Raw genomic sequence first — 24,649 nt, 5'->3', positions numbered from 1 at the left:
GCAGGCACTGCGCCATTTCAGCGCAGCGCCAGTACGGCTGCCCATTCCTCGGCGCTGACAGGCATCACCGAGAGGCGGCTGCCCTTCTGCACCAGCGGCAACTCCAGCAGCGCACCCTGCGCTTTCAGCTGTGCCAGCGGGATCACCCGCTTGAACGCCTCGACAAACGCCACATCGACCGCGCTCCAGGGATTCTTGTCTGCGCTGGCCTTGGCGTCGAAGTAATGGCTGCCAGGCTCTAACGCTGTGGGATCGGGGTAGTGCGCCGAGGCGATACGGGCGATTCCAGCAATGCCCGGCTCTGGACAGCTGGAGTGATAGAAGAAGAACAGATCACCCGGCTGCATGCTGCGCAGGAAGTTGCGCGCCTGGTAATTGCGTACGCCATCCCAGCGTGCCTGATCCAAGCGCTGGAGGTCGTGAATCGAGAGTTCGTCGGGTTCTGACTTCATCAGCCAATAAGGCATGAACTTTGCTCCTGTGATTCAGTCCGTTAGCGGGCAGGTGCTATTTACACTGGTAGTGCCCGGCGTATTGCAGTGTTGCAGCCGGCGCGTGTGGATGGCAGCCGCTGTTGGATCTATAAAAATAATTGCCGCGAATACAGCGTGCGCTATGCCTTTAAGGGGGAGGCATTCGATGAAACGTAAACCCGATGTGTTGTTGATTTTGGTAATACTGTTCAGCCTGGGTGTGGTCACTACCGGTTATACCCAGAGTTTGTGGGATCGCCAGGCTGATACACCAGTCACCCAGTCGCAAGCGGCGGGTTGAACCTGGTACGTACCGCAGGGAGTGCGGTACAGCCTTTAAGTGGCTGACTCAATACCACGCCTTGTCAGTCACTGTGCCTTGCAGTGGCACATCCCGGCTGGCCATGGTCAGCCGATCGACCTGCTGACACTCATGTGCCAAGCCCAGTAACGTCGGTTTGTGCCAATTTTTGCGCAATGCGCGATACGCCAGGCTGCGGTCATAGAATCCGCCGCCCATGCCTAGGCGAGCGCCGTGGCGGTCAAAGCCGACCAGCGGCAGCAAGACGAGATCCAGCGTCCAGACCTTGCGTTGCTGTTTGCAGTTGCGCCGAGGCTCGTAAATACCGAAGCGATTCTTCTGCAAGCGCTCACCCATACGGATGCGTTGAAACACCATCTTGCTGCGCGGCCAGGGGCTGAGCACCGGTAAATAGGCCGCTTTGCCTCGCATCTGTGCCGTGCGCAGTAAAGGCCTTGGGTCAATCTCGCCGTCATTGGGCAGGTACAGGGCAATGTGCCGCGCGCGGCGAAACAGCGGGTGCTGCGCTAGCTGTTTATACAGGCCCTGGGCGGCTTGGTGTTGGGCGTGGCGACTGAGTGCGCGGCGCTGTACGCGTAGATGGCGACGCAATTGCGCGCGGCTTAGTACTGAGGTATCGAGCATGGGTTGTTGCTGTATCGGTCGCCGCAGAAGGGCAACCGGCTGGAAAGAATGACTCCCCGACGTGCCGCTGTCGGCTTAGCCCTTGAACCCGAAAGTTCAAGGTGGAGGTTGCAGGAGGCGTTAAGGCTTTCCGTCAAGCGGACATGCACACCGGCTTCAACGTGCAACCTCCGGGGTTGTGCGAATCGGCTCAGGGACATCACCAACTGGCGCACACTCCAGGGAGCGGTGGCCAGTATACCCGAAAGCGTCGGCACGCAATCAACTGCCTTGCTCATCGGCATCCCGAGCCAGAGCGCTGTCGACCCGATTGAGCAGGCTACGCACCTGATCGCGGTTAGCGCCGGCCTGTTGATCAAGGTGTTGCTGTTTGTGTAGCAGGTCGTGGGTGATGTTCAGTGCAGCCATCACGGCAACGCGGTCGGCACCAATCACTTTGCCGCTTGAGCGGATCTCCCGCATCTTGCCATCCAGATAGCGCGCAGCGCTTTCCAGGTTGCTGCGTTCATCGCTCGGGCAGGCGATGCAATATTCTTTGTCCAGAATCTGGACGGTCAAGGTATTCGACTGGGTCATTAATCCTGCTCCAGGGCTTTGAGGCGCGAAATCATGGATTCGACCTTGTGCCGGGCCATTTCGTTCTTTTCAATCAGATGGGCACGTTCTTCGCGCCAGGCCTTTTCGCTCGTCAGAAGCTGTCGGTTTTGCGCCTTGAGCTGTTCGACCCGCTGGATCAGCAAGTCCAGCTTGGTCGTAAGAGCCTGCAGGTCGACGTCTTCCATGGTTCTCTACTCGTACTTGGTGAGTGGGCTGGCAGGTGAAAAATAGCGTCTTTAAGGCGACTTCGACAGTGTCGGGCGGTGCGCGGTGCTTGTTTGCCAGTGTGGAGCAGATCAGCACGCCAGAGGTTGATGTATTTCACCCGCGGATCACGTGCGGCAATTTTTGCGCTGGCAGACGGGCTCCGTCGAGCCGCCTGCATAGTCTTGGCACGTCTGCCGGTGCTAGGATACAAGGCCTCCATTCTAGTGATCGCGCAGCTTTGCGCCTAGTTATCTATGCCAACTTCAAATTCTCCGTACTCCGCGTTTGCCGCCCTGCTAGCCAGCAGCGGTCATACCATTTCCCCTGCCGAGTTGCATGGTCTGTTGCTCGGTCGCAGCTGTGCTGGTGCGGGCTTTGATATCGACTCCTGGCTGGTGGATGCCGCCGAGCTGCTCGGCGCGGCACCGGAAGACACCGTGCGCCAGGCGTTGATCGGTCTGCAGGAAATGGTCAAGAACGAGCTGTCCAGCAATGACGTCACTGTGGTGCTGTTGCTGCCCAGCGACGATGCGCCGCTTAGCGAGCGCGCCGTGGCTCTGGGACAATGGTGTCAGGGCTTCCTTGGCGGCTTCGGTCTGACTGCCCGTGACAGCGCCCTGAGCGCTGAAGCCATGGAAGTGCTGCAGGACCTCTCGGCGATTGCCCAGGTGCAGAACGCCCTGGACGAATCCGATGATGGCGAGAACGACTATATGGAAGTGATGGAGTACCTGCGCGTTGCGCCGCTGCTGCTGTTCAGCGAGTGTGCCAAGCCTGTGGTCGCCGCGGCGAAGCCGTCGCTGCATTGATTTTCATGTCACCTGTTCTCAGGTAACCAGAAGTGGACTCAATCTGCCCATGATCAGCATCCCCAAGTCGGAATACGCCCGTCGGCGCAAGGCGCTGATGGCGCAGATGGAACCCAACAGCATCGCGATTCTGCCGGCCGCGCCGGTGTATATCCGCAACCGCGATGTCGAGCACATCTACCGTCAGGACAGCGACTTCCAGTACCTCTCCGGCTTTCCCGAGCCGGAGGCGGTGATTGCGCTGATTCCAGGCCGCGAGCATGGCGAGTACGTATTGTTCTGCCGTGAGCGTGACCCGCTGCGCGAACTGTGGGACGGCCTGCGTGCCGGTCAGGATGGCGCGATCAGCCAGTACGGCGCCGATGACGCGTTCCCGATTGGTGATATCGACGACATTCTGCCGGGGTTGATCGAAGGCCGTGATCGGGTCTATTCCTCCATGGGCACCAACCATGAGTTCGATCGCCAGCTGATGGAGTGGATCAATGTGATTCGCTCCAAGGCGCGCCAGGGGGCCACGCCGCCGAACGAATTCATCACCCTCGAACACCTGCTGCACGACCTGCGCCTGTACAAGTCTGCAGCCGAAGTCAAAGTCATGAAGGAAGCGGCGGATATTTCCTGCCGCGCCCACGTGCGCGCCATGCAGGCCAGCCGTGCCGGCTTGTTCGAGTATCACCTGGAAGCCGAGCTGGACTACGAGTTTCGCAAGGGCGGGGCGAAGATGCCGGCCTACGGCAGCATCGTCGCGGCCGGCAAGAACGCCTGCATCCTGCATTACCGTGAGAACGACGCACAGTTGAAAGACGGCGATCTGGTGCTGATCGATGCCGGCTGCGAGATCGACTGCTACGCCAGCGACATCACCCGCACCTTCCCGGTCAGTGGCAAATTCTCCCCTGAGCAGAAAGCCATCTACGAGCTGGTGCTGGCTTCGCAGGAAGCCGCGTTCAAGGAGATCGGCCCCGGCAAGCACTGGAACCAGGCGCACGAGGCCACGGTGCAGGTGATTACCGCTGGGCTGGTGGACCTCGGCTTGCTGCAGGGCGATGTGGCCGAGCTGATCGCCAGCGAAGCCTACAAGCCCTTCTATATGCACCGCGCCGGCCACTGGCTGGGCATGGATGTGCACGATGTCGGCGAGTACAAGGTCGGCGGCGAATGGCGCGAGCTGGAAGTCGGCATGGCCATGACCGTCGAGCCGGGCATCTACATCGCCGTGGACAATCAGGATGTGGCGAAGAAATGGCGCGGCATCGGTGTGCGCATCGAGGACGACGTGGTGGTGACCAAAACCGGCTGCGAGATTCTCACCAGCGGCGTACCGAAAACTGTCGCCGAGATCGAAGCGCTGATGGCCGCCGCACGCAGCGTGGCGGCCTAGAGCATGCCACGCGTCGACATTGCGATTATTGGCGGCGGCCTGGTCGGCGCGAGTTTGGCCGTGGCGTTGCAGGCCGAAGCCAAACAGCGTGGCTGGCACATCTGCCTGATCGAGCCATTCACCCCGGGCAACGGCTATCAGCCAAGCTATGACGCTCGCTCCACTGCGCTGTCGTTTGGTTCGCAGCAGATTTATCAGCGTCTCGGCCTGTGGCAGCAGATCAGCCAGCGCGCCGAGCCGATCAAACAGATTCATGTTTCCGACCGTGGCCGCTTTGCCGCCGCGCGCCTGAGCTCCGAAGAAGAAGGCGTGCCGGCACTGGGCTATGTGGTGGAAAACGCCTGGCTTGGCGAATGCCTGTGGCAGGCGCTGGATCAGCAGGTGGTGAGCTGGCGCAGCCCGGCGCAGGTTACCCGCATGCAGGCCTTGGCCGATGGCTACCGTCTGACCCTGGACGATGGCTGCGAGCTTGAGTGCAGCCTGGCGATTCTCGCCGAAGGTGGCCGCTCCGGTTTGCGTGAGCAGCTGGGCATTGCCGTTAGCACTACGCCATACGGGCAGAGCGCACTGATCGCCAACGTCAGCCCGCAGGAGGCGCACAACGGTCTGGCCTTTGAGCGCTTTACCGAAGAAGGGCCGATGGCCATGCTGCCGCTGGCGGATAACCGCTGCGCACTGGTCTGGACCCGTGCAACGCTGGAAGCTGAACGCCTGTTTGCGCTGAGCGATGCGGCGTTTCTCGCCGAGTTGCAGCAGGCCTTCGGCTTTCGCTTGGGCGGCTTGTGTCAGGTTGGTACGCGGTACCTCTACCCGTTGGCCCTGACCGCCGCCAAGGAACAGGTGCGCCAGCATCTGGTGGTGCTCGGCAATGCCGCGCACAGCCTGCATCCGATTGCTGGGCAGGGTTACAACCTGTCACTGCGCGACACCCTGGTGCTGGCTGAAACCCTGCTGGCGAGCAGCGCGCCTTTGGGCGATCTGGCAACTCTGCAGCGTTATCTGAGCAGCCAGCAGGTGGACCAGCAACTTACCGTCGGTTTCTCCGACCAGGTCACCCGCCTGTTCAGTACCGGCCAGCCGCTGCTGGCGGCCGGGCGCAATCTCGGTTTGCTCGGCCTTGATCTATTACCTCCGGCGAAACGCTGGTTTGCCCGCCAGGCCATGGGTCTCGGCACTCGTTCGGAGCCCTGAGCCATGCCGGCAAACAAACTGGCGCGCAAGGCGCGGCTGCTGCGCTGGGCGATGAATCTATATCCGCCCTATCTGGGCGCTGGCGTGCGGGTGCGGCAGATCAGCGCGGACTTCCGTCAGGTGCAGGTCAAGATGGGCCTCGGCTGGTATAACCGCAACTATGTCGGTACCCAGTTCGGCGGCAGTCTGTACTCGATGACCGACCCGTTCTTCATGCTGATGATCATGGAAAACCTCGGGCGTGATTTCATTGTCTGGGACAAGGCCGCGCGCATCGACTTTATCGCGCCTGGCAAAGGCCCGGTGTACGCAGACTTCAGCATCGATGAGCAGTTGCTCAACGACATCCGCCAGCACACCGCAGATGGTGATAAATACCTGCTCGAGCTGCATGTAGAAGTGCGCGATGGCAGCGGCACCTTGGTAGCGCGGGTGCATAAAACCCTCTACGTGCGCCTTAAACCGCGCGCTCGGCAGGCAGCCTGAACAAGGAATATGTGATGCAAGCGGATCTGATCATCGTTGGCGCAGGCATGGTGGGCAGTGCCCTGGCACTTGCCCTGCAGGATCAGGGGTTGGAGATTTTGCTGGTCGATGGCGGCCCGCTGAGCGTCAAGCCCTTTGATCCGCAGGCCGCATTCGAGCCACGGGTTAGCGCGTTGTCGGCGGCTAGTCAGCGTATTCTCGAGCGACTTGGTGTGTGGGACGGAATCGCCGCACGGCGCGCCTGCCCCTATGGCGAGATGCAAGTCTGGGATGGTTCCGGTACCGGGCAGATTCATTTCAGCGCGGCCAGCGTACATGCCGAGTCGCTCGGCCATATCGTCGAGAACCGCGTGGTGCAGGACGCCCTGCTTGAACGCTTGCACGACAGCTCGATTGGTTTGCTACCGGGCGCCCGCCTGGAGCAGCTGCGCCGCTCCGGTGATGGCTGGCTGCTCAGCCTGAGCGATGGCCGTGAGTTACGAGCGCCGCTGCTGATTGCCGCCGACGGCGCCAACTCGGCAGTACGGCGCTTGGCCGGCTGCGCCACCCGTGAGTGGGATTATCTGCACCACGTCATCGTCACCAGTGTGCGTTGCGCCAAGCCACACCAGGCCACCGCCTGGCAGCGCTTTACCGATGACGGCCCGCTGGCCTTTCTGCCGCTGGCAGGCCCGGCAGGCGAACATTGGTGCTCGATTGTCTGGTCGGTTACCCCAACTGAAGCCGAGCGATTGATGGCGTTGGATGATGCGGGTTTCCGGCGGGCGCTGGGCTTTGCCTTCGAGCATCGCCTGGGCGAGGTGCTACACGCCGATGCGCGCGTGTGTATCCCGTTGCGCCAACGTCACGCCAAGCGTTATGTCGAAGACGGCCTGGCGCTGATCGGCGATGCCGCGCACAGCATCCATCCGCTAGCCGGGCAGGGGGTCAATTTGGGCTTTCTCGATGTCGCGGTGCTGGCAGAGGTGTTGCTACACGCGACGCAGCGTGGCGAACGCTTGGCTGATGTGAAGGTGCTCAGCCGTTACGAGCGCTGGCGCATGCCGCACAACCTGGCAATGATGGCGGCGATGGAAGGCTTCGAGCGGCTGTTCCAGGCTGATTCGCTACCGCTGCGTTGGTTGCGCAACAGCGGCCTTAACTGGGTGGATGATTTGCCGGAAGCCAAGGCACTTTTTGTCCGTCAGGCGTTGGGGCTGTCCGGTGACTTGCCGGAATTGGCGCGGGTTTAACGGGCTATCTAACTCAGTGAAGTGTGCTGCGCCGATGGTGGCTTAGGCCGCGTTTCGAGCGGCGTGATACCAGGTAATAGAGGTATGCGGCTAACCTGCGCGGTCCGACCCTCCCTGCAAAAGCCACAGGCAAAAAAAGCCCGGCACTAAGGCCGGGCTAAAAGTGTGTAGGGAAGTACACACGGAGTCGCTGTCAGGTCATGCCCAGCCAAGTGGGCAGCGCCATGGATACGGCAGGCACGTACGTGATGATCATCAGGAAGCTGAGTAGCAGCATCAGCCACGGCCAGGCGGCTTTGATCACCGAGGTCAGCGGCATACCGGTCACCGCCGAGGTGACGAACAGGTTGAGCCCCACGGGTGGTGTGATCAGGCCGATTTCCATGTTCACCACCATGATGATGCCCAGGTGGATCGGGTCGATGCCCAGTTGCACGGCAATCGGGAAGAGGATCGGTGCGAGGATCAGGATGATCGCCGATGGCTCCATAAAGGCGCCCGCCACCAGCAGCACGATGTTTACCACCAGCAGGAACTGCCAAGGCTGCAGGCCCATCTCGATCACCCAGGCGGTGATGGTTTGCGGGATCTGCTCGGTGGTCAGCACGTGGGCGAAGAGCATGGCGTTGGCGATGATGAACATCAGCATGATGGTCAGCTTGCCGGACTCCAGCAGTACCTTGGGGCACTCGCGGATGGTCATGTCCTTGTACACGAACAGCGCCACAAAGCCGGCGTAGACTGCTGCCACTGCAGCAGCTTCGGTTGGAGTGAACATGCCTGAGTAGATGCCGCCGAGGATGATCACCATCAGCAGCAGACCCCAGATGGCCTTGCGTGCCGCAGTGATGAACTCACGGAAGCTGGCACGCGGCATGGCCGGCAGATTCATCTTCCGCGCGACGATATAGATCGCCACCATCAGTGCCACGCCCAGCAGCAGGCCGGGTACGACACCAGCCATAAACAGCTTGCCCACCGACTGCTCGGTCGCGGCGGCGTACACCACCATGACGATCGACGGTGGAATCAGGATGCCCAGGGTGCCGGCGTTACACACGATCCCGGCGCCGAATGCCTGCGGGTAACCCGAACGCACCATGCCAGCGATGGCAATCGAGCCGACGGCCGCCACAGTGGCAGGCGACGAACCGGACAGCGCGGCAAACAGCATGCACGCCAATACCGCCGAGATGGCCAGGCCGCCACGGATATGCCCGACGCAGGCGTTGGCGAAGTCGATCAGGCGCTTGGCCACGCCGCCAGTGGTCATAAACGCACCGGACAGCAGGAAGAACGGGATAGCCAGCAGGGTGTAGTGTTCGCTGGTTTCGAACAGCTTGATCGCCAGCGAACGTACCGAGTCCGGGCTGAACAGCATGATGGTCACCGAGCCGGCCAGGCCCAGCGAGGCAGCAATCGGCACGCCGATAAACATCAGCAGAAACAGCAGAATAAAGAGGAACAGGATGGTCATTACTTGTGCTCCCCGTGCTCATTGATCTTCAGTGCGTCGGCGGCTTCATCAGCCAGCCCCAGGCCGGTCTGCTGGTTGCGCAGAATGCGTACGAAGATTTCAAAGAAACGGATAAAAACCATGGCGTAGCCGAACGGCACGATCAGGGTGATATGCCATTGCATGATGCCGTAGCGACCGAGGTCTTCAGCACCGATGCCGGCGGTGAACAGGGTTTTCACCCAGTCGAAGCTGGCGACGGTGATCAGCCCGGCATAGCCCAGGCAGGCCAGGCAGGCGATCAGGCCGATAACCCTTTGCACCGGTTTGCTGGCCAGCTTGACCAGTGCATCGACGCCGATATGCCCGGCGGTGCGCACACCGTAGGCCAGGCCGAAGAAAATCAACCAGGCGAATAACGCCTTGGTCAGGGCAATGCTCCAGGTCATCGACTGGGCCATGCCGAGAATGCTGTCGCCAATGGCGAAGAAAAACTCACTGCTGCCTTCCCAACGATCCGCCAGGTTGTAGAACAGTGTGTAGAGGTTGTTGAGGATCACGTAGACGAAGGTCACCAGCGTCATGGCGGCCAGCAGGAACGCGATAAAGCCTTCCTCGAAGTGGTCCCAGGCGCGCCGCAAGGCGTTCATCAATAGAGTCTCCAGTGGTTAGGGGCGGCGTACCCAGGCAACCCGCGAGGGGGTACCTGGGTATTCGGCCAATCGCGCAGCGGCATGGCTGCGCTGTAGTTGGGTGCAGGCAGAGGTCTGCTCCGCCTTACTGGTTGGCGGCGTCGGCAGCTTTGATCAGGTCAGCACCGATTTCAGCTTCGAACTTGCTCCACACCGGCTTCATGGCATCGCGCCATTCATTACGCTGCTCTGGGGTCAGGGTAATGATTTCGGTGGTTTTTGCGTCGATGATGCGCTGCTTGTCGCCATCGTTCAGCGCGCCAGCTTGCTTGTTCACTTCGGCGGTCACTTCCACGATGATCTTGTCCAGCTCGCTGCGTACGTCTTCCGGCAGGCCGTCCCAGAACTTGGTGTTGGTGATCAGCATGTAGTCCAGTACACCGTGGTTGGATTCGGTGATGAACTTCTGCACTTCATGCATCTTCTGGCTGTAGATGTTCGAGTAGGGGTTCTCGGCACCGTTTACCACGCCAGTCTGCAGACCCTGGTAAACCTCGGCGAAGCTCATCTTGCGCGGGTTGGCGCGCACAGCCTTGAACTGCTCTTCCAGTACGGCGGACGCCTGTACGCGGAATTTCAGGCCGCGGGCATCCTTCGGTTCACGCAGCGCCTTGTTGGCGGACAGCTGCTTGAGGCCGTTGTGCCAGTAGGCCAGACCGGTGATGTTTTTCTCTTCCATGGACTTCAGCAGCGCCTGACCTTCCGGGCTGAGCTGGAAGCGGTCGACGGCGGCCATGTCCTTGAACAGGAACGGCAGGTCGAATACCTGGATTTGCTTGGTGTACTGCTCGAATTTGGCCAGCGATGGGGCGATCAGCTGCACGTCACCGAGCAACAGGGCTTCCATTTCCTTGCCGTCACCGAACAGCGAGGAGTTCGGGTAAACCTCGACCTTGACCTTGTCGCCCAGACGCTCTTCGGCGAGCTTCTTGAACAGCGCGGCACCCTGGCCTTTAGGGGTGTGGTCGGCGACCACGTGGGAGAACTTGATCACGATCGGGTCGGCCGCTTGGGCCATGCCGGCGATGCTCAGCGACAGGGCGCACGCGAGCGCCTTGGCAGTCAGTTTGAACATGGAGTCTTTCCTCTTGTTTTTGTATAGCGTGATGCGCCGCAGCGCTACAAGTCGGGCGAACAGGCTCAAGTCTAGGCGGCCTGTCAGAAAGTGACGGGCGTCGGGCAGATTGCCTAGAACTGTGCGTTGTGAAGTCGCCTGCAGGAGGCTAGAGCAACCGCCATGCCAGGCACTGATTTGGCTGCTGTGAGCAATGTGAAACGCAGCAGCGACAAGGCCTGGCAGGTTGTTGCAGGAAATTTCGCGCGCTGCTGCGCAGGCCGCTTGCGCAGCTTTTGGCGGAAACCCGCCTGCTAGTCGAGGCTGTCTGGCGGGCTTCCGCCAGCGCCGGCAAAGCTCAGGCCGTGTTTACGCAGTTTGTCGTGCAGGGTTTTGCGCGGCACGCCCAGCGCTTCGGCCAGGCTGCGCAGCGAGCTGTGTGCGCGGCTCAGTTCGGCGCTGATCAGGCTGCGCTCGAAGGCTTCCACCTGGGCATTCAAACCGCCGCTATTGCCGTCCTCATCGGGCTGTGGCGCCGCAGCCTGGGCCTGCAGATCGAGGTCCAGTTCCAGGCCCAGGGCAAAGCGTTCGGCGGCGTTTTGCAACTCGCGCACGTTGCCCGGCCAGGGGTGGCGCAGCAGCGCCGCGCGCTGGCCCGGTTGCAGGCTGCGCTCGGCCAGGCCATGACGGCTGCTGGCGGCTTCGGCAAAATGCTGGAACAGCAACAGGGCATCTTCGCCGCGCTCGCGCAGGGCCGGGATACGCAGCGGTGCGACGTTCAGGCGGTAATACAGGTCGGCGCGGAAGCGGCCCTGATCGGCGGCCTGGCGCAGGTCTTCCTTGGTCGCCGCGATCACCCGGATATCCAGGGGAATCAGTTGGTTGCCACCGAGGCGTTCGACCACCCGCTCCTGCAACAGGCGCAGCAACTTGACCTGCACTTCCAGGCTCATGCTTTCGATTTCATCGAGGAACAGGGTGCCGCCATTGGCGAATTCGAATTTGCCGATGCGGCGCTTTTGCGCGCCGGTAAAGGCGCCTTGTTCATGGCCGAACAACTCGCTTTCCACCACCGATTCGGCAAGGGCGCCGGCGTTGATTGCCACAAACGGCCCGGCGCGGCGGTTGGACAGGTCGTGCAGCGCGCGCGCCACCACTTCCTTGCCGGCACCGGTTTCGCCGAGGATCAGCACGTCGCTGTTGATCCCGGCCAGGGCGCCGATCTGTTCGCGCAGGCGCAGCATGGCCGGCGATTGGCCGACCAGACGTGCCGACAGGGTGTGGCGATCCGTCAGGGCCATGCGCAGGCTGCGGTTATCCACCACCAGGCGGCGCAGAGACAGGGCGCGGCGTACGCTGTCGAGCAGGTCGCCGCTGGCAAAGGGCTTTTCCAGAAAGTCGTAGGCGCCAGCGCGCATAGCTTGCACGGCCAGGGGCACATCGCCATGGCCGGTGATCAGCAGTACCGGCAGTTCCGGGTCCTGTTCCTGTAGTTGTTGCAGCAGCTGCAGGCCGTCGATGCCGGGCATGCGGATATCACTGACCACCACCCCCGGCCAGTCGCGTTCGATGCGCGCGGCGACACCATGGGCGTCGGCCAGGCTACTGACCTTGAGCCCCGCCAGGTCGAGAGTCTGGCTCAGCGCCTGACGCAGATGTGGGTCATCGTCGATCAGCAGCACCTGGGTGCGGGAGTCGATCATGCTCATACAACAAAGTCCTCTGGCGACTGGGTTTTGATGCCCTGATCCACGGCGCGCAGGCGCAGGGTCAGCTGGGCGCCGCCGTCAGGGTGGTTGGCGAACAGCAGTTCGCCGCCCAGGGCGCGCATCAGGGTATCGCAAATGGCCAGGCCGAGGCCGAGGCCCTGAGCGCTGGTCTTGGTGGTGAAGAATGGCTCGCGGGCGCGTTGCAGCGCCTCCTGGCTAAAGCCGGGACCATTGTCCCTAAGGTGTAGATCGACGCCTTCGGCGGTCAGTTCGGCACTCAGCCATAGACGGCGCGGCTGCGGTACTTCGCTCAAGGCATCGAGGGCGTTGGCCAGCAGGTTGCCGAGCACTTGGCGCAGGCGGGTTTCTCCGGCCTGCACCCACAGGGTGGCGTTCGGCAGGTCGCGGATCAGCTCGACCTGCATGGCCTGGCGGCGCTTGGCCAGCAGGGCCAGGGCATCGTCGATGGCCGGCTGCAGGGCCACGCTTTCCGGGGCGTGACGGTCACGGCGGGCGAAGGCGCGCAGGTGCGCGATGATCGAGGCCATGCGCTCGGTGAGCTGGCTGATCAGCTTGAGATTGGCGCGAGCATCATCGCCGCGCTGGTGGTCGAGCAGCACACAGGCGTTGTCGGCGTAACTGCGAATGGCCGCCAGGGGCTGATTGAGTTCATGGCTGATGCTCGCACTCATGGTGCCCAGGGCCGAGAGTTTGCTGGCCTGCACCAGCTCATCCTGGGCCTGTACCAGCTCCTGCTGGGCCTGTTCGCGCTCCAGCACTTCCTGCTTCAGCCGGCTATTGAGGCGTTCCAGATCGAGGGTGCGCTCCAGTACGCGCTGTTCCAGCTGCTGGCGGGCCTGGCTGTCGAGGGCGATACGTTCCAGGTAGTGACGGCGGCGCTGCATCAGCAGGCCGAACAACAGGATCAGCGCCAGCAAGGTGCTGCCGCCGACTGCCATGGTGGTACGCACCGGCTGGTCGAGCTGTGAGCGTGGCGTGAGGATGCTCACCGTCCAGCCGATTTCATCGAGTTTTTGCCCCTGGCGTAACCAGGCGTCAGCGTTGAGCTGTAGCGGTGGTGGCGACTGGATGCGATAGGGCTGGGTGTCGGCAATGGCTGCCCGCTCGGCATTGTCCAGTTCGCGGGTGGCGTGAAAGCGCCACTCGGCGTTTGAGGTGAGAATCACCACGCCGTAGTTATCGGTAACCAGCAACTGCTCGGGGCGTTTGCCCCACAGGGTTTCGGTGTGGTCGAGGTCGACCTTGACCACCATGACGCCGAGAATCTGCTCGCCATCGCGAATCGCCGCCGCGAAGAAGTAGCCGCGTTTACCCGAGGTGGTGCCCAGCCCGAAGAAATGCCCGGGGCGGCCTTGCATGGCTTCGCGAAAGTAGGGGCGATAGGAAAAGTTGCGACCTACAAAAGAGTCTTCCTGCGCCCAGTTCGAGGCTGCCAGGGTGGTGCCGTCTGCGGCCATCAGATAGATGACATCGGCCCCGGTTTGCTGGCGAATCTGGCTGAGCAGGTGGTTGGCCGCTGTGCGTTGTGCCGGTTGCTCGGGGTTTTGCAGGGCGCTACGCACGTCGGGTAAGTCCGCAAGAATGGGCGGCAGGACTTCGTAGCGGCGCAAGGTGCCCAGCAGGTTGGCCACATAGAGATCGAGGGTCTGCCGGTTCTGTTCGCTCAGCACGCCGCGGTAATAGCGCTCCGTCAGGTGTTGCAGTGGCCACAGCAGCGGCACCAGCAGTAACACAAGGACTGCCAGGCTTCTCCAGCGTGGGCGACGAGGGTGGGATGACGGGGTGGACATGCGCTTACTCGGGCAGGGTGATCAGTTCAGAGTGGCGGTTATGCAATAAGTGGGCAAGTTCGCCGATATGGGTCAATACTCAGATCGTTCGGCATCGCCCTGGAGTAATGGTGCCGCCCGCTTGCGCCTTGCATGGACGGCTGCGCTTTAGTCCCTGGAGGTGTCCGATGTTGGCTCAATTGACGGTAAGGACGAGGTTGCTGTTGTTGGCGGTGGTGCCGCTGCTGATGCTGATTGTGGTCATCGGCATGGCGTTGTCCAGAGCCAGCAAGATTAACGACAGTTTTCATGAGTTGTATACCGACCGCATGCGGCCGATCAGTCAGCTCAAGGTGGTCTCCGATGCCTACGCGGTGGCGATGGTTGATGCACTGCATAAATACCGTGGCGGAGTGTTTGATGAGTCCACGCTGCGCAAGGCATTCAGCGATGCGCGCAGCCGTGGTGACAAGGCCTGGGCCGAGTACACCGCCACTCGCCTGACCGCCGATGAAAGCAGTCGGGTCGAGCGCACCAAACCGTATTTACTAAGGGTGCAGCAACTGGCCGATCAGTACCTGGGGCAGGTCGGTAATGGCCAGCTATTGGCAGCCGAGGCTGGCCCATTCAACCGCACTCTGTACGACACCTTCGATCCGCTGGGTGGCGAGTTGGAGGGGTTGATCAGCCTGCAATTAAGCGAAGGCGAGCGGCTTAACGTCGAGACCACGACTCAGTACCAGTCGATGCGCACCTCCTTTCTGCTGATTGGTGCCGTGGCGCTGATTCTGGTGTTGGTAGCTGCATTGTTAATCAGCCTGTCGATCATTCGTCCGCTGGCGGGGCTGCGCAGCCTGATCAGCGAGGTGCAGCAGTCCTCTAACCTGACTTTGCGCGCTGATGCCAGCGGTCGCGACGAGGTGTCCGATGCCGCGCGGGCTTTCAACACCATGCTCGAACACCAGCAGGCGCTGATTCGCCATCTGGCTGATACCGCGACTCAGCTGGCGGCGGCGTCCGAGGAAATGAGTGCGATCAGTGCTCAGGTCAGTCAGGCCGCCACGGCCCAGGGCGACCAGACCAGTATGGTTGCAACCGCCGTGCACCAGGTGAGCGTGGCGGTGCAGGAAGTGGCGCGCAATGCACAGTCCACCGCCAGTAATGCGGCGGACGCGAACAAAGAAGCGCGCCAGGGCAGTGAGCTGGTGCAGTCCAATCTCACGTCGATTCAGGGGCTGTCGGTGTCGGTGGAAAAAGCCGGCGAGGTGATCGACACCCTGCACAACCAGAGTGATGAGATCAGCAAGGTGCTAGGGGTGATTCAGAGTATTGCCGAGCAGACCAACCTGTTGGCGCTCAACGCGGCTATCGAGGCTGCGCGCGCAGGTGAGGCGGGGCGCGGCTTTGCCGTGGTGGCTGATGAGGTACGCAGTCTGGCGAGTAATACGCAGAAGGCCACCGAGTCGATCCGCAGCATGATCGATGCCCTGCAGTGCGGTGCGCGCAGTGCGGTCAGCGCCATGCAGCTCTCGCGCGAACAGGCGCAGAACAGCGTCAGCCATGCCCGTGAAGCGGGTGAAGTGCTCAATCATATTGCCCATGCCATCGAAGGCATTGCCGACGGTAATGTGCAGATTTCTGCCGCTACCGAGGAGCAGACGGCGGTGGCCAATGAGATCAGCCAGAACATCAGTAGTCTCAACGACAGTATTGGTGAAGTGGTCAATGGCGCTGAGCAGAGCTCGATTGCCAGTCGCGATCTGGCGCAGCTGGCCACGGGTTTGCAGCAACAGATTCAGCGCTTCAGGGCTTAGCTGTTTAGTGATTGAGTCGCTAGGCAGTCGGATAGTGCCTGTTGCCAGGTCGGCAGTTGAACGTGCCAGTCCTGCTGCATGCGGCTGCAGTCCAGGCGCGAATTAAGTGGGCGCTGCGCGGGGGTTGGATAGGCGCTGCTGGGAATGGGCTGCAGTGTCGCCACGTTTTTGCCCTGGCTGCGCAGGTGCGTGGCAATCGCGCTGGCGAAGCCGAACCAGCTGGTTTCGCCCTGCGCGGTCAGGTGATACACGCCCCAGGGGCCGGCATGGCCGCTGCGCCACTGCTCGATCAGCTGTGCTGTGGTCTGGGCAATAGTGCCAGCCCAGGTTGGTGCGCCGATCTGGTCGTCCACCACGGACAGGCTTTCGCGCTCCTGCAGCAGGCGTTGCATGGTCAGCAGAAAGTTTTTGCCATGCTGCGAGTAGACCCAGCTGGTGCGCAGAATCAGGTGCATACCACCGACGGCCTGAATCTCTTGCTCCCCAGCCAGTTTGCTGCGTCCGTAAACACTTAGCGGGTTTGTGTTATCGCTTTCGCGGTACGGCTCAGTGTGGCTACCGCCGAACACATAATCGGTGGAGTAATGGACCAGCGGAGCGCCCAGTTCGGCTGCTAGCTCGGCGAGGATGCCGGGCGCCGTTGCATTGATCGCGAAGGCCAGCTGCGATTCGTGCTCGGCCTGATCCACAGCAGTATGCGCGGCGGCATTGATGATCAACTCGGGACGGAGGTTTTGTACCTGCTGGCGAATCAGCTCGGGCTGAGCCAGATCCAGCTGCTCGCGACCCAGTACCGTCAGCTCGTCTGTGCCTGGCAGAGCGCGCTGTAGTTCCTGGCTGACCTGGCCATGCTGGCCGAGCAGGAGAATCTTCATGGGAAAACCTGCGCATCAGCGAAGCTGAGGCCGGACTGATCCTTGGCCGAGAGCTGCGGAGCGCCATCCAGCGGCCAATCGATAGCTAGGGTCGGATCATCCCAGCGGATACAGCGCTCATGTTCGGGGGCGTAGTAGTCGGTGGTTTTGTAGAGAAATTCGGCGAATTCGCTGAGTACGACAAAGCCATGGGCAAAACCTTCCGGCACCCACATTTGTCGCTTGTTTTCGGCGGACAGGTGCGCGCCGACCCAGTGGCCGAAGGTCGGCGAGCTGCGGCGTAGATCCACGGCTACGTCATAAACTTCGCCGGCGGTGACCCGCACCAGTTTGCCCTGCGCCTGTTGTACTTGGTAATGCAGGCCGCGCAATACGCCGCGTTGCGAGCGCGAATGGTTGTCCTGGACAAACTCGCGCTGCAGACCTGTGGTTTCAGCGAAGCTGCGGGCGTTGAAGCTTTCGAAGAAAAAGCCGCGCTGATCGCCGAACACCTTGGGCTCGAGAATGAGCACACCGGGCAGCTCAGTCTTGATTGCCTGCATGCTTACTCCTCGGCCAGTTTGAACAAGTACTGGCCGTAGCCGGTTTTGCCAAAAGCCTTGGCTTGGGCCAGCAGTTGCTGGCGATCGATCCAGCCCTGCTGATAGGCGATTTCTTCCAGGCAGGCAACTTTCAGGCCCTGGCGGTGCTCGATGGTCTGCACGTATTGCGATGCTTCTAGCAGGCTGTCGTGGGTACCGGTGTCGAGCCAGGCAAAGCCACGGCCGAAGCGCTCTACACGCAAATCGCCGCGCTGCAGGTAAGCGTTGTTGACGTCGGTGATTTCCAGCTCGCCGCGCGCCGAAGGTTTGACCGCTTTGGCGATTTTGACCACATCGTTGTCGTAGAAGTATAGGCCGGTCACCGCGTAGCTAGACTTCGGTTCGGCGGGTTTCTCCTCGATGGAGATGGCCTTGCCTTGGGCGTCGAACTCGACCACGCCAAAGCGCTGCGGATCATTGACCCAATAGCCAAAGACCGTAGCGCCCGAAGGTTCGGCGGCGGCGCGCAGGAGTTTCTCGGTGAAGTGCTGGCCATGGAAGATATTGTCGCCAAGGATCAGGCACAGCGAGTCCTTACCGATAAAACCTTCGCCCAAAATAAAGGCCTGCGCCAGGCCGTCGGGTGAGGGCTGCTCGATGTATTCGAAGTGCACGCCAAATTGGCTGCCGTCACCGAGCATCTTCTGAAAGTTGGGCAGGTCCTGCGGGGTGGATATGATCAGAATCTCGCGCACGCCGGCGAGCATCAGCACCGAGATCGGGTAGTAGATCATCGGCTTGTCATAGATCGGCAGCAGTTGCTTGGACACGCCCAGGGTAATCGGATGCAGGCGGCTGCCGGAGCCGCCGGCGAGAATGATGCCTTTCATTGTGCTGCTCCTTGCAGTGTGCCGAGGCGTTCGCGGTGGTAGCTGCCATCCTGCACGCGGCGGCACCAGTCGAGATTGTTCAGGTACCAGAGCACGGTCTTGCGCAGGCCGCTGGCGAAGGTTTCCTCGGGTTTCCAGCCGAGCTCGCGTTCGATCTTGCTGGCATCGATGGCATAGCGCAGGTCATGGCCTGGGCGGTCAGTGACGAAGCGGATCTGCTCTTTATAGGAGGCACTCTGGCGGGGGGATAGCTCGTCCAATAACGCGCAAATGCTTTCCACCACATCCAAGTTCTTCTGCTCGTTATGTCCGCCGATATTGTAGGTTTCGCCGACCTTGCCTTCGCTCACTACCTTTAGTAGCGCGCGAGCATGGTCTTCCACATACAGCCAGTCACGCACCTGCTGGCCATTGCCGTAGACCGGTAGCGGCTTACCATTCAGGGCATTGAGGATCACCAGCGGGATGAGTTTTTCTGGGAAGTGGTAGGGGCCGTAATTGTTCGAGCAGTTGGTGATTAGCACCGGCAGGCCATAGGTGCGCTGCCAGGCGCGCACCAGATGATCCGACGCGGCCTTGCTCGCCGAGTAGGGCGAGCTGGGTGCGTAGGGCGTGGTCTCGCTGAACAGGTCGTCCACGCCATGCAGATCGCCATATACCTCGTCAGTGGAGATATGGTGAAAGCGAAACGCTGCCTTGCGCGCTGGCTCCAGCTGCAACCAGTAGCTGCGTGTGGTTTCGAGCAACGCATAGGTGCCGACGATATTGGTCTGGATAAACGCCGCTGGGCCGTCGATGGAGCGGTCGACATGCGACTCGGCCGCCAGGTGCATGATCGCGTCCGGCTGAAATTCAGCCAGTGCCTGGCTGACGGCTGCACTGTCGGCAATATCGGCCTGCACAAAGCGATAGCCGGGATGAGTGGCCACACCGGCCAACGACTCAAGGTTGCCGGCATAGGTCAGCTTGTCGAGGTTGAGTACTTGGTGTTCGGTGTGATTTAGCAGATGGCGAATCAGCGCCGAACCAATAAAGCCGGCGCCGCCGGTAATAAGGATGTGCACGGGCCTATACCTTTTTTAAAGAGGCGGACGGTAAGTGTTGTGCCTGGCAGTGTTGCAAGCTGAGTCTAGGCGGGCAAGTCATGGCACTTTCAACATGCATAAAAAACCCCGCATCGCTGCGGGGCTTTCTTTATATGGTGCCGGCACCAGGAATCGAACCCGGGAGCTACTGATTACAAGCGGTTAGCTTTGGTGTTTTTCGGCGTATCGTTAGTTTTCGTTTTCTCATGGTTGTGCAGTATTTACGGGGCTTGTAGCCTATTCGTTGTTTTTCTACGTTTCACCGGATACCCTGACTTTGCATGAGAAACGGGGAGCGAACGGGGAAAGCGGAAGGGAATCGGGGAGCGAAATGGTTAAGCGCACGCGAATGACAGAGATGGAAGCCTACGCAGTTAAGACCCGGCAGTCTGAGCCGGTTAGTTCCCGTGGCAAGGGGACTTTGTTACTGGAGCGCAAAGCATCCGGGGCAATCAATGCGTATTACCGAGAGCGAACCCCCAGCAGTGACAACCGCCTGCCGTTGGGTATCCTCGCCAAGAAACCGAAACCCGGCACGGAAGAGAGCGACCTTGACGGCATGCGCGCTGAAGCATTGCGAGTCGCTGGTGAGGTTGGCAAAGCTGGCGGGCTGGGCAAATACCTAGAGCTGAGGGCCGAACAGGCAGCCGAAACACAGACCGCCGCCGATGCTGCGCGTCTAGATGCAGAACTAGCCGCCGCAGAGTTGGCGCGGGTAGCCGAGATTACCGCCGCACGCGGGAGCTTTGCCGATCTGTTCTTGGACTACATCGAGGCGCGGCGCGGCAAGGCCACTCCCGGCGTCGTCAAAGAGCTAGAGCGGTTATTCAAAACCAACATGCAGCACCACACCGTCATCATGGCTATGAAGGCGCGGGACGTGCGCACCGATCACATCTTGGCGGTGCTTAATCCGATCTGGGAGCGCGGCTCCAAGGTGCAAGCCGAACGTATGCGCTCTTTTTTGGTTGCCGCCTTCAATCATGGGCTGACAGCCGAGAGCGTGGTGGGCCGTGCCAATGCCAAGGTTTACAGCTTGGAGTTGAACCCCGCTGCAATGGTCAAGGTTGAAAAGGTATCGGCACCCGTTGTGCGCGCCTTGTCAGATACCGAGCTGCGCACGTTCTGGGAAACCATCGGCAGCACCGAAGGCGTCGGGCCGGTTATGGCGCTGCTGTTTCAATTCGTCGTCGCTACAGGTGGCCAGCGCATCAAGAACATCATGGAAACCACATGGGCCGATTACAACCTTGAGGCCGGCACCGTGCGGCTAATGCATCGCAAGGGCCGTGGTGGGCAAACACAAAGCCGAGTGCATCTGGTGCCGCTGACCCCGCGTGCCATTCAGATAATCGAGCAGGTGCGCGTCATCAATGGCGACTTCGCTTGGCCTTGGACTACCAACGGTAAGCAGCACATTGTTATCAGCAGCCCGACCCATGCCGTGGCTGACTGGCTTGACTCAAAACACGCCGTTATCGAGCAGCAACAAGTGCCGAACTTTTCCCCGCGTGACCTGCGCCGCACCTGTACCCAGCTAATGCAGAAACACGGCGTCGATGATCGCCTGTCTGACCTGCTGCAAGCGCACGGGCAGACCGGCGTGGTGGCCTCGCACTACCGCAACAATCCCGAGGCGGCATTGCCCGAGAAGCGGCGAGCTGTTGAGCTGTTCGACGGCGCGCTGGCGCTGGTGCTGGGAGAGGTCAAGGAGCGGGCTGATAACGTGGTGCTGCTATCGAGTCGGATGGTTTGAGGTGGAATCCGACGGACGGTTGTCTGCGGTTGTCTGCGGTTGTCTGCGGTTCTATGCGTGTATGCATATACAGCCACGATGCAGGCCCCGGCGCTAGGGGCTTTGCATGCTTATAGGTAGTAAAACGTTTGAGTCTTACCGTTCTTAAACCGCTGGCTTTGATCGGTTCAGGTAGTTCGCTAAGATGACTACACGTTTCACCACCTACATTATGGGATGAAACGTTGCTGTAAGGCTGGAATGCAGACGAAAAAAAACCCCGGTAGTGGAATACCGAGGTTCGTTCGAGGGGACGGTGGAACGTCCTTTTTGCAAACCGGCTAGGCCAGTAAACAACCCCGAGGGGGGTATGAAGCATTTGAGACGGCTTCAATGTGTTAGCAATTTGCTAAGCACGTTACGGAATGTATTAGGGTTACTGATATTGCGCAAACGCAATTTCTGCATTTCACGCAGAAACCAGACGAACGTGATTAAGCAGCCCCTTCACCAGAGATGGTGGATTACGTTTCGCCCCCGAGGGTTTTCCATTACATTTTTGGAGAACCAAACCATGGCTCAGATTGCCGCCCGCAACACCGTAAACGCCGCACCCAACCTGCCGATCCAAGGCGCACGCGCTACTGCTGCGCAACTCTGTACGAAATACCAAGTTAGCCGAACCACTTGGTGGCGCTGGTCTCAGTCGCCCGGCTTTCCTGCGCCTATGCGCTTTGGCCGCTCGGTGCGCTGGTCGCCCGAGGCTGTCGATTCTTTCCTGACCAAACAGGAAGGCTAGCCCTTATGGATAACTCAACCTGCAAACAGCGGGTAGCTTACCCGGCTGCAAAAAATTCAGCCCAGCGCTACCTGTTCGCCATCGCGCCGGCTGGTGCTGACCTAGTGCTGCTGTTCGGTCTGGAGGTGCTGCTATGGATTGCGTGATTCAGTTCCGCGACGCGCTACAGGCCGCCTACGGGCCGCTTGATTGGCTGCCTATTCCTGATGGCGGCATTCACCGCGTACACCTTGACGGCGACAAGCAAGGCAGCTTGAACGGCTGGTACGTCTTGCACGCAGACGGCATCGCGTCGGGCTGTTTCGGCAGTTGGAAGGCCGGCACTTCGCATACCTGGAGCAGCCGCAAACCTCTCGACCACCTAGAAGCGCAGCTGATTAGCCAGCGCATCGAGCAGGCACGCAACCAGCGCGAAGCTGAGCAGCACCAGCGCCAGCAAGCCGCAGCCGAGAATGCCAAACGGCTATGGCGTGACGCTCGCCGCGCCGATCCTGCACACCCGTATCTAGTCGCCAAGGGCATAAGGCCGCACGCCTTGCGCCAGTCGGGTGACGTACTGCTGGTGCCGCTTACCCGTGACGGCCACCTGGTGAACTTGCAGCGCATCAAGCCCGACGGCGACAAGCGTTTTCTGTTCGGCGGCATGGTCAAGGGCGCGTGCTCAGTGCTGGGCATCATCACCAGCGGTAAGCCGCTGTATTTGTGCGAGGGCATGGCCACTGGCGTGACCATCCATGAGGAAACCGGGGCCGCTGTAGCCTGCGCCATGAATGCCGGCAACCTGCTACCGGCCGGCCAGCGACTACAGCGCCAGCACCCCGACGCTGTGTTGATCGTTGCCGGTGACGACGACCGCATGACCGAGGGCAATCCGGGCCGCACGGCTGCAATCAAGGCCGCCGCCGCACTCGGTTGCGGGCTGGTGCTGCCCGACTGGCCAGCCAATGCGCCGCTGACATGCTCGGACTTTAACGACCTGCGCCAATGGCGGGAGGCTAATCAATGAACGCGCCGTTTATGACTGCTATGCAAGCACCTGCCATCGAATGGCGCACACCTGACGTGCTGCTGACTGAGCCGCCGGGCAAGGCGTACCCGACCGACAGCCTACCGGCAACCATGCGCGACGCTGTGCGTGCGACGGCGCGTTACGTGGCCGCGCCCGAGGCATTAGCAGCTCAGTGCTTTATTGCAGCGGTTGCTTATCTGGCGCAGACGCGAGTTAACGCACCCCATGTAAGTAATCCGGCAGGAATGCCCTGTTCATTGTTTCAGTTGGCGCTGGCTGACTCTGGTGACCGAAAGAGTGAGTGTTACCGGCTGGCCTTCAAGACAATCACCGAGGCCGAACGCGTGGCTCGCGATGGTTACGCCGTCGAGGCCGCAGAGTTTCGCAGTATGCAGGAAGGCTTGAGCGCTAAGGCCTTGAAAGAGTTTCTCGCCAGCCACACCGCGCCATTCAATCCGCGCGCGCTTTACACCGATGCGACCTTCGAGAAAATCGCCGGGGACTTCATTCAAGGTATGCCCAGCGGCGCATGGTTCACCGACGAATGCGGCACCATCTTTGGTGGCCACAGCATGAAAGCTGACACCGTGACGGCAACCCTCGGTGGCTTGGTTAAGCTGTTCGATAACGGCCAAGCCGAGCGCGACCGTATGGGCGCTGATGCTTCTAGCGGGATCGCCTACGACCGTCGATTCAGCGTGCATATGATGGCGCAAGAACCGACTGTTCGAGAGGCGTTGAATAATCCGCTACTGCAAGGACAAGGTTTCTTGCCAAGGTTCCTGATGAGCAGCGCACCGTCAATCGCCGGCACGCGATTTATCAGTACGGACAGCCTCAAAACCAACGCTTATCAAAGCGCGGCAGTGCAACGCTATTGGGAGCGCTGCAAAGAGATCGCCTTACTCGAATCGTTCGCCGGTATCGACGGCGCAGTTAAGCCGCCGGTTATCGGCTTGACACCCGAGGGGCTGGAAGTCTGGATTGCATTTTATAACCGCGTTGAAGGCGAGATGAGAAGTCTCGGGGAGTATGGCGGGCCGCTTAAACCCTTCGCTAGCCGCAGTGGAGAGTTAGCGCGCCGATTAGCCGCCGGCTTTGCATTGTTCGACGGCGAGCCAGCGATAAGTGCCAAGACCATGACCGCCGCTTGTGAAGTTGCCGGTCATTCGCTCGGTGAGTGGGCGCGCTACCTAGGCAGCAACGCCGCAGAGTCGAGCAGTAACAGGGAGGCTCTAGAGCTGTTGGGCTGGCTGACTGCGCACGCTGAAGCTCGGACGGTAACGAGCGTGCTCAAGGGTGGCCCGCGCAAGTTTCGCTCTGCTACCAAGGCACGTAGCGCGTTATCGACTTTGGTTGCCGCCGGCTGGCTGGTATTCCCCGGCGGCAATCAGCAAGCGTTTGAGGTCAATCCGCATTCACTACCCGAAGGCGTGGCGAATCTGGCGAAAGCGGCGAAAGTCCAAGCAGTTAGGGCGTTTGCCAGTGGCGAATCAGTGGCGAACGATGGCGAATTAGCGGCGAACAAAAATGGCGAGCAGTGCCTTGCTGTTGAAATTCGCCACGATTCGCCACCCATTCGCCACATCGAAACCCAGCAAAACCGGGGGCATTCGCCGCATTCGCCAAATTCGCCACTACCTGAGCCGGTAAATAGCGTGTCTGCCGACTTCGAGGAGTTTTGAACATGGCCGCTATGGAATATTTACAGCGTGCCGGCCTTGCCGTTGAAGTTATCGGCGGCAATCTGCGCCTAAGGATGGTCTGAAGTAGCCCTGTATTTCCGGTCAACTTCAGCCTCCGCTGATTTTGAAAGCGGAAAACTGATCAAAAACGATCAAGTCATCCGCTCATTTCGGTGTTTCTGGCCGCCGCGAGCACCTCGCAGCGGTCAT

At 60.7% G+C, this 24,649-nt stretch carries 25 protein-coding genes, 1 other RNA gene and 1 pseudogene; 13 read left to right on the top strand and 14 right to left on the bottom strand.

The window, feature by feature from the left end; all coding sequences use genetic code 11:
- Positions 1 to 17: 17 nt before the first annotated feature.
- Positions 18 to 467 (bottom strand): EVE domain-containing protein, encoded by a 450-nt coding sequence (locus BLW24_RS06040; protein WP_090377957.1) that lies wholly within the window; start codon positions 465 to 467, stop codon positions 18 to 20.
- Between the two features lie 172 nt (positions 468 to 639).
- On the opposite strand from BLW24_RS06040, the gene BLW24_RS26790 reads away from it, so the two are divergent.
- A complete protein-coding gene (locus BLW24_RS26790) occupies positions 640 to 774 on the top strand; it encodes a hypothetical protein (protein WP_256665141.1) in 135 nt (44 codons plus the stop codon).
- A gap of 48 nt (positions 775 to 822) precedes the next feature.
- On the opposite strand, the gene BLW24_RS06035 is transcribed toward BLW24_RS26790, so the two are convergent.
- From BLW24_RS06035 to BLW24_RS06020, 4 genes are all read right to left on the bottom strand, one after another.
- On the bottom strand, positions 823 to 1,419 hold the full coding sequence (locus tag BLW24_RS06035; RefSeq protein WP_090377952.1) for a 5-formyltetrahydrofolate cyclo-ligase: 597 nt from the start codon (positions 1,417 to 1,419) through the stop codon (positions 823 to 825).
- 49 nt (positions 1,420 to 1,468) lie between these two features.
- Positions 1,469 to 1,647, bottom strand: a non-coding RNA gene (ssrS, locus tag BLW24_RS06030) — 6S RNA.
- Positions 1,648 to 1,680: 33 nt separating this feature from the next.
- The gene (locus BLW24_RS06025) at positions 1,681 to 1,995 is read right to left on the bottom strand and encodes a cell division protein ZapA (protein ID WP_090254691.1); all 315 of its coding nucleotides are present in this window, start codon (positions 1,993 to 1,995) and stop codon (positions 1,681 to 1,683) included.
- Entirely contained in the window at positions 1,995 to 2,201 is a 207-nt protein-coding gene (locus BLW24_RS06020) for a TIGR02449 family protein (RefSeq protein WP_090254694.1), read from the bottom strand. The genes BLW24_RS06025 and BLW24_RS06020 overlap by 1 nt, the downstream gene beginning before the upstream one ends.
- A gap of 276 nt (positions 2,202 to 2,477) precedes the next feature.
- Here BLW24_RS06020 and BLW24_RS06015 point away from each other — a divergent pair, with 276 nt between their 5' ends.
- The 5 genes from BLW24_RS06015 to BLW24_RS05995 are packed head-to-tail and all read left to right on the top strand — an operon-like array spanning position 2,478 to position 7,325.
- Positions 2,478 to 3,032 (top strand): YecA/YgfB family protein, encoded by a 555-nt coding sequence (locus tag BLW24_RS06015; RefSeq protein ID WP_090377949.1) that lies wholly within the window; start codon positions 2,478 to 2,480, stop codon positions 3,030 to 3,032.
- 49 nt (positions 3,033 to 3,081) lie between these two features.
- Complete coding sequence (pepP, locus tag BLW24_RS06010; RefSeq protein ID WP_090377946.1) at positions 3,082 to 4,416, top strand: Xaa-Pro aminopeptidase; 1,335 nt, start codon at positions 3,082 to 3,084, stop codon at positions 4,414 to 4,416.
- 3 nt (positions 4,417 to 4,419) lie between these two features.
- Positions 4,420 to 5,607, top strand: coding sequence for a 2-octaprenyl-6-methoxyphenyl hydroxylase (gene ubiH / locus BLW24_RS06005; protein WP_090377943.1), 1,188 nt, complete (start codon positions 4,420 to 4,422; stop codon positions 5,605 to 5,607).
- A gap of 3 nt (positions 5,608 to 5,610) precedes the next feature.
- Positions 5,611 to 6,093 (top strand): DUF4442 domain-containing protein, encoded by a 483-nt coding sequence (locus BLW24_RS06000; RefSeq protein WP_090377940.1) that lies wholly within the window; start codon positions 5,611 to 5,613, stop codon positions 6,091 to 6,093.
- 14 nt (positions 6,094 to 6,107) lie between these two features.
- Positions 6,108 to 7,325 carry a 2-octaprenyl-3-methyl-6-methoxy-1,4-benzoquinol hydroxylase gene (locus BLW24_RS05995; protein ID WP_090377937.1) on the top strand — a complete coding sequence of 406 codons (1,218 nt, stop codon included), beginning with the start codon at positions 6,108 to 6,110 and terminating at the stop codon, positions 7,323 to 7,325.
- Positions 7,326 to 7,518: 193 nt separating this feature from the next.
- On the opposite strand, the gene dctM is transcribed toward BLW24_RS05995, so the two are convergent.
- The 5 genes from dctM to BLW24_RS05970 all read right to left on the bottom strand — a co-directional run bounded on the left by dctM (position 7,519) and on the right by BLW24_RS05970 (position 14,047).
- Complete coding sequence (gene dctM, locus BLW24_RS05990) at positions 7,519 to 8,802, bottom strand: C4-dicarboxylate TRAP transporter large permease protein DctM (RefSeq protein WP_090377934.1); 1,284 nt, start codon at positions 8,800 to 8,802, stop codon at positions 7,519 to 7,521.
- On the bottom strand, positions 8,802 to 9,431 hold the full coding sequence (locus tag BLW24_RS05985) for a TRAP transporter small permease (RefSeq protein ID WP_090377931.1): 630 nt from the start codon (positions 9,429 to 9,431) through the stop codon (positions 8,802 to 8,804). Before BLW24_RS05985 ends, dctM begins: the two co-directional genes overlap by 1 nt.
- Positions 9,432 to 9,558: 127 nt before the next feature.
- Entirely contained in the window at positions 9,559 to 10,548 is a 990-nt protein-coding gene (gene dctP / locus BLW24_RS05980) for a C4-dicarboxylate TRAP substrate-binding protein DctP (RefSeq protein ID WP_090377929.1), read from the bottom strand.
- A gap of 293 nt (positions 10,549 to 10,841) precedes the next feature.
- The gene (locus BLW24_RS05975) at positions 10,842 to 12,236 is read right to left on the bottom strand and encodes a sigma-54-dependent transcriptional regulator (protein WP_090377926.1); all 1,395 of its coding nucleotides are present in this window, start codon (positions 12,234 to 12,236) and stop codon (positions 10,842 to 10,844) included.
- Positions 12,233 to 14,047 carry a sensor histidine kinase gene (locus tag BLW24_RS05970; protein ID WP_090377923.1) on the bottom strand — a complete coding sequence of 605 codons (1,815 nt, stop codon included), beginning with the start codon at positions 14,045 to 14,047 and terminating at the stop codon, positions 12,233 to 12,235. The genes BLW24_RS05975 and BLW24_RS05970 overlap by 4 nt, the downstream gene beginning before the upstream one ends.
- Here BLW24_RS05970 and BLW24_RS27130 point away from each other — a divergent pair.
- Positions 14,032 to 14,976: pseudogene (locus tag BLW24_RS27130) on the top strand (MCP four helix bundle domain-containing protein); the annotation flags it as partial. The gene BLW24_RS05970 and the pseudogene BLW24_RS27130 sit on opposite strands and share 16 nt — an antisense overlap.
- Positions 14,977 to 15,840 (top strand): methyl-accepting chemotaxis protein, encoded by an 864-nt coding sequence (locus BLW24_RS27125; protein ID WP_420875029.1) that lies wholly within the window; start codon positions 14,977 to 14,979, stop codon positions 15,838 to 15,840.
- Here the strand turns inward: BLW24_RS27125 and rfbD are convergent.
- The 4 genes from rfbD to rfbB are packed head-to-tail and all read right to left on the bottom strand — an operon-like array spanning position 15,837 to position 19,190.
- Positions 15,837 to 16,715, bottom strand: coding sequence for a dTDP-4-dehydrorhamnose reductase (rfbD, locus tag BLW24_RS05960; protein ID WP_090377917.1), 879 nt, complete (start codon positions 16,713 to 16,715; stop codon positions 15,837 to 15,839). The two genes, BLW24_RS27125 and rfbD, sit on opposite strands and share 4 nt — an antisense overlap.
- Positions 16,712 to 17,257 (bottom strand): dTDP-4-dehydrorhamnose 3,5-epimerase, encoded by a 546-nt coding sequence (gene rfbC / locus BLW24_RS05955; RefSeq protein ID WP_090377914.1) that lies wholly within the window; start codon positions 17,255 to 17,257, stop codon positions 16,712 to 16,714. The genes rfbD and rfbC overlap by 4 nt, the downstream gene beginning before the upstream one ends.
- A 2-nt stretch (positions 17,258 to 17,259) precedes the next feature.
- Positions 17,260 to 18,126 carry a glucose-1-phosphate thymidylyltransferase RfbA gene (gene rfbA, locus BLW24_RS05950; RefSeq protein WP_090377910.1) on the bottom strand — a complete coding sequence of 289 codons (867 nt, stop codon included), beginning with the start codon at positions 18,124 to 18,126 and terminating at the stop codon, positions 17,260 to 17,262.
- Positions 18,123 to 19,190: a dTDP-glucose 4,6-dehydratase gene (rfbB, locus tag BLW24_RS05945; protein WP_090377907.1), complete on the bottom strand. Its 1,068-nt coding sequence runs from the start codon at positions 19,188 to 19,190 to the stop codon at positions 18,123 to 18,125. The genes rfbA and rfbB overlap by 4 nt, the downstream gene beginning before the upstream one ends.
- A 265-nt stretch (positions 19,191 to 19,455) precedes the next feature.
- On the opposite strand from rfbB, the gene BLW24_RS05940 reads away from it, so the two are divergent.
- The 5 genes from BLW24_RS05940 (at position 19,456) to BLW24_RS05925 (ending at position 24,439) form a co-directional block, all read left to right on the top strand.
- On the top strand, positions 19,456 to 20,967 hold the full coding sequence (locus BLW24_RS05940; protein WP_139272644.1) for a tyrosine-type recombinase/integrase: 1,512 nt from the start codon (positions 19,456 to 19,458) through the stop codon (positions 20,965 to 20,967).
- 553 nt (positions 20,968 to 21,520) lie between these two features.
- A complete protein-coding gene (locus BLW24_RS05935; protein ID WP_090377899.1) occupies positions 21,521 to 21,745 on the top strand; it encodes a helix-turn-helix transcriptional regulator in 225 nt (74 codons plus the stop codon).
- A 5-nt stretch (positions 21,746 to 21,750) separates the two neighbouring features.
- On the top strand, positions 21,751 to 21,891 hold the full coding sequence (locus BLW24_RS25875) for a hypothetical protein (protein WP_167360330.1): 141 nt from the start codon (positions 21,751 to 21,753) through the stop codon (positions 21,889 to 21,891).
- Positions 21,879 to 22,751, top strand: a complete 873-nt coding sequence (locus BLW24_RS05930) for a toprim domain-containing protein (protein ID WP_090377895.1) — start codon at positions 21,879 to 21,881, stop codon at positions 22,749 to 22,751. The genes BLW24_RS25875 and BLW24_RS05930 overlap by 13 nt, the downstream gene beginning before the upstream one ends.
- On the top strand, positions 22,748 to 24,439 hold the full coding sequence (locus BLW24_RS05925; RefSeq protein ID WP_090377892.1) for a DUF3987 domain-containing protein: 1,692 nt from the start codon (positions 22,748 to 22,750) through the stop codon (positions 24,437 to 24,439). The genes BLW24_RS05930 and BLW24_RS05925 overlap by 4 nt, the downstream gene beginning before the upstream one ends.
- Positions 24,440 to 24,649 lie beyond the last annotated feature (210 nt).

It is taken from the genome of Pseudomonas anguilliseptica, assembly GCF_900105355.1.
GTDB classification, from domain to species: Bacteria; Pseudomonadota; Gammaproteobacteria; order Pseudomonadales; family Pseudomonadaceae; genus Aquipseudomonas; species Aquipseudomonas anguilliseptica.
This window is presented reverse-complemented; position numbering and strand designations above follow the sequence as displayed.

Coding starts and splice junctions, on each gene's coding strand:
- BLW24_RS26790 (WP_256665141.1), top strand. CDS start 640: ATGAAACGTAAACCCGATGTGTTGTTGATTTTGGTAATACTGTTCAGC.
- BLW24_RS06025 (WP_090254691.1), bottom strand. CDS start 1,995: ATGACCCAGTCGAATACCTTGACCGTCCAGATTCTGGACAAAGAATAT.
- BLW24_RS05975 (WP_090377926.1), bottom strand. CDS start 12,236: ATGAGCATGATCGACTCCCGCACCCAGGTGCTGCTGATCGACGATGAC.
- dctP (WP_090377929.1), bottom strand. CDS start 10,548: ATGTTCAAACTGACTGCCAAGGCGCTCGCGTGCGCCCTGTCGCTGAGC.
- BLW24_RS05995 (WP_090377937.1), top strand. CDS start 6,108: ATGCAAGCGGATCTGATCATCGTTGGCGCAGGCATGGTGGGCAGTGCC.
- BLW24_RS05935 (WP_090377899.1), top strand. CDS start 21,521: ATGGCTCAGATTGCCGCCCGCAACACCGTAAACGCCGCACCCAACCTG.
- BLW24_RS27125 (WP_420875029.1), top strand. CDS start 14,977: ATGCTCGAACACCAGCAGGCGCTGATTCGCCATCTGGCTGATACCGCG.
- BLW24_RS06020 (WP_090254694.1), bottom strand. CDS start 2,201: ATGGAAGACGTCGACCTGCAGGCTCTTACGACCAAGCTGGACTTGCTG.
- rfbD (WP_090377917.1), bottom strand. CDS start 16,715: ATGAAGATTCTCCTGCTCGGCCAGCATGGCCAGGTCAGCCAGGAACTA.
- pepP (WP_090377946.1), top strand. CDS start 3,082: ATGATCAGCATCCCCAAGTCGGAATACGCCCGTCGGCGCAAGGCGCTG.
- dctM (WP_090377934.1), bottom strand. CDS start 8,802: ATGACCATCCTGTTCCTCTTTATTCTGCTGTTTCTGCTGATGTTTATC.
- BLW24_RS06040 (WP_090377957.1), bottom strand. CDS start 467: ATGCCTTATTGGCTGATGAAGTCAGAACCCGACGAACTCTCGATTCAC.
- ubiH (WP_090377943.1), top strand. CDS start 4,420: ATGCCACGCGTCGACATTGCGATTATTGGCGGCGGCCTGGTCGGCGCG.
- rfbC (WP_090377914.1), bottom strand. CDS start 17,257: ATGCAGGCAATCAAGACTGAGCTGCCCGGTGTGCTCATTCTCGAGCCC.
- BLW24_RS06015 (WP_090377949.1), top strand. CDS start 2,478: ATGCCAACTTCAAATTCTCCGTACTCCGCGTTTGCCGCCCTGCTAGCC.
- BLW24_RS05985 (WP_090377931.1), bottom strand. CDS start 9,431: ATGAACGCCTTGCGGCGCGCCTGGGACCACTTCGAGGAAGGCTTTATC.
- BLW24_RS25875 (WP_167360330.1), top strand. CDS start 21,751: ATGGATAACTCAACCTGCAAACAGCGGGTAGCTTACCCGGCTGCAAAA.
- BLW24_RS06035 (WP_090377952.1), bottom strand. CDS start 1,419: ATGCTCGATACCTCAGTACTAAGCCGCGCGCAATTGCGTCGCCATCTA.
- BLW24_RS06000 (WP_090377940.1), top strand. CDS start 5,611: ATGCCGGCAAACAAACTGGCGCGCAAGGCGCGGCTGCTGCGCTGGGCG.
- rfbA (WP_090377910.1), bottom strand. CDS start 18,126: ATGAAAGGCATCATTCTCGCCGGCGGCTCCGGCAGCCGCCTGCATCCG.
- BLW24_RS05925 (WP_090377892.1), top strand. CDS start 22,748: ATGAACGCGCCGTTTATGACTGCTATGCAAGCACCTGCCATCGAATGG.
- BLW24_RS05930 (WP_090377895.1), top strand. CDS start 21,879: ATGGATTGCGTGATTCAGTTCCGCGACGCGCTACAGGCCGCCTACGGG.
- BLW24_RS05970 (WP_090377923.1), bottom strand. CDS start 14,047: ATGTCCACCCCGTCATCCCACCCTCGTCGCCCACGCTGGAGAAGCCTG.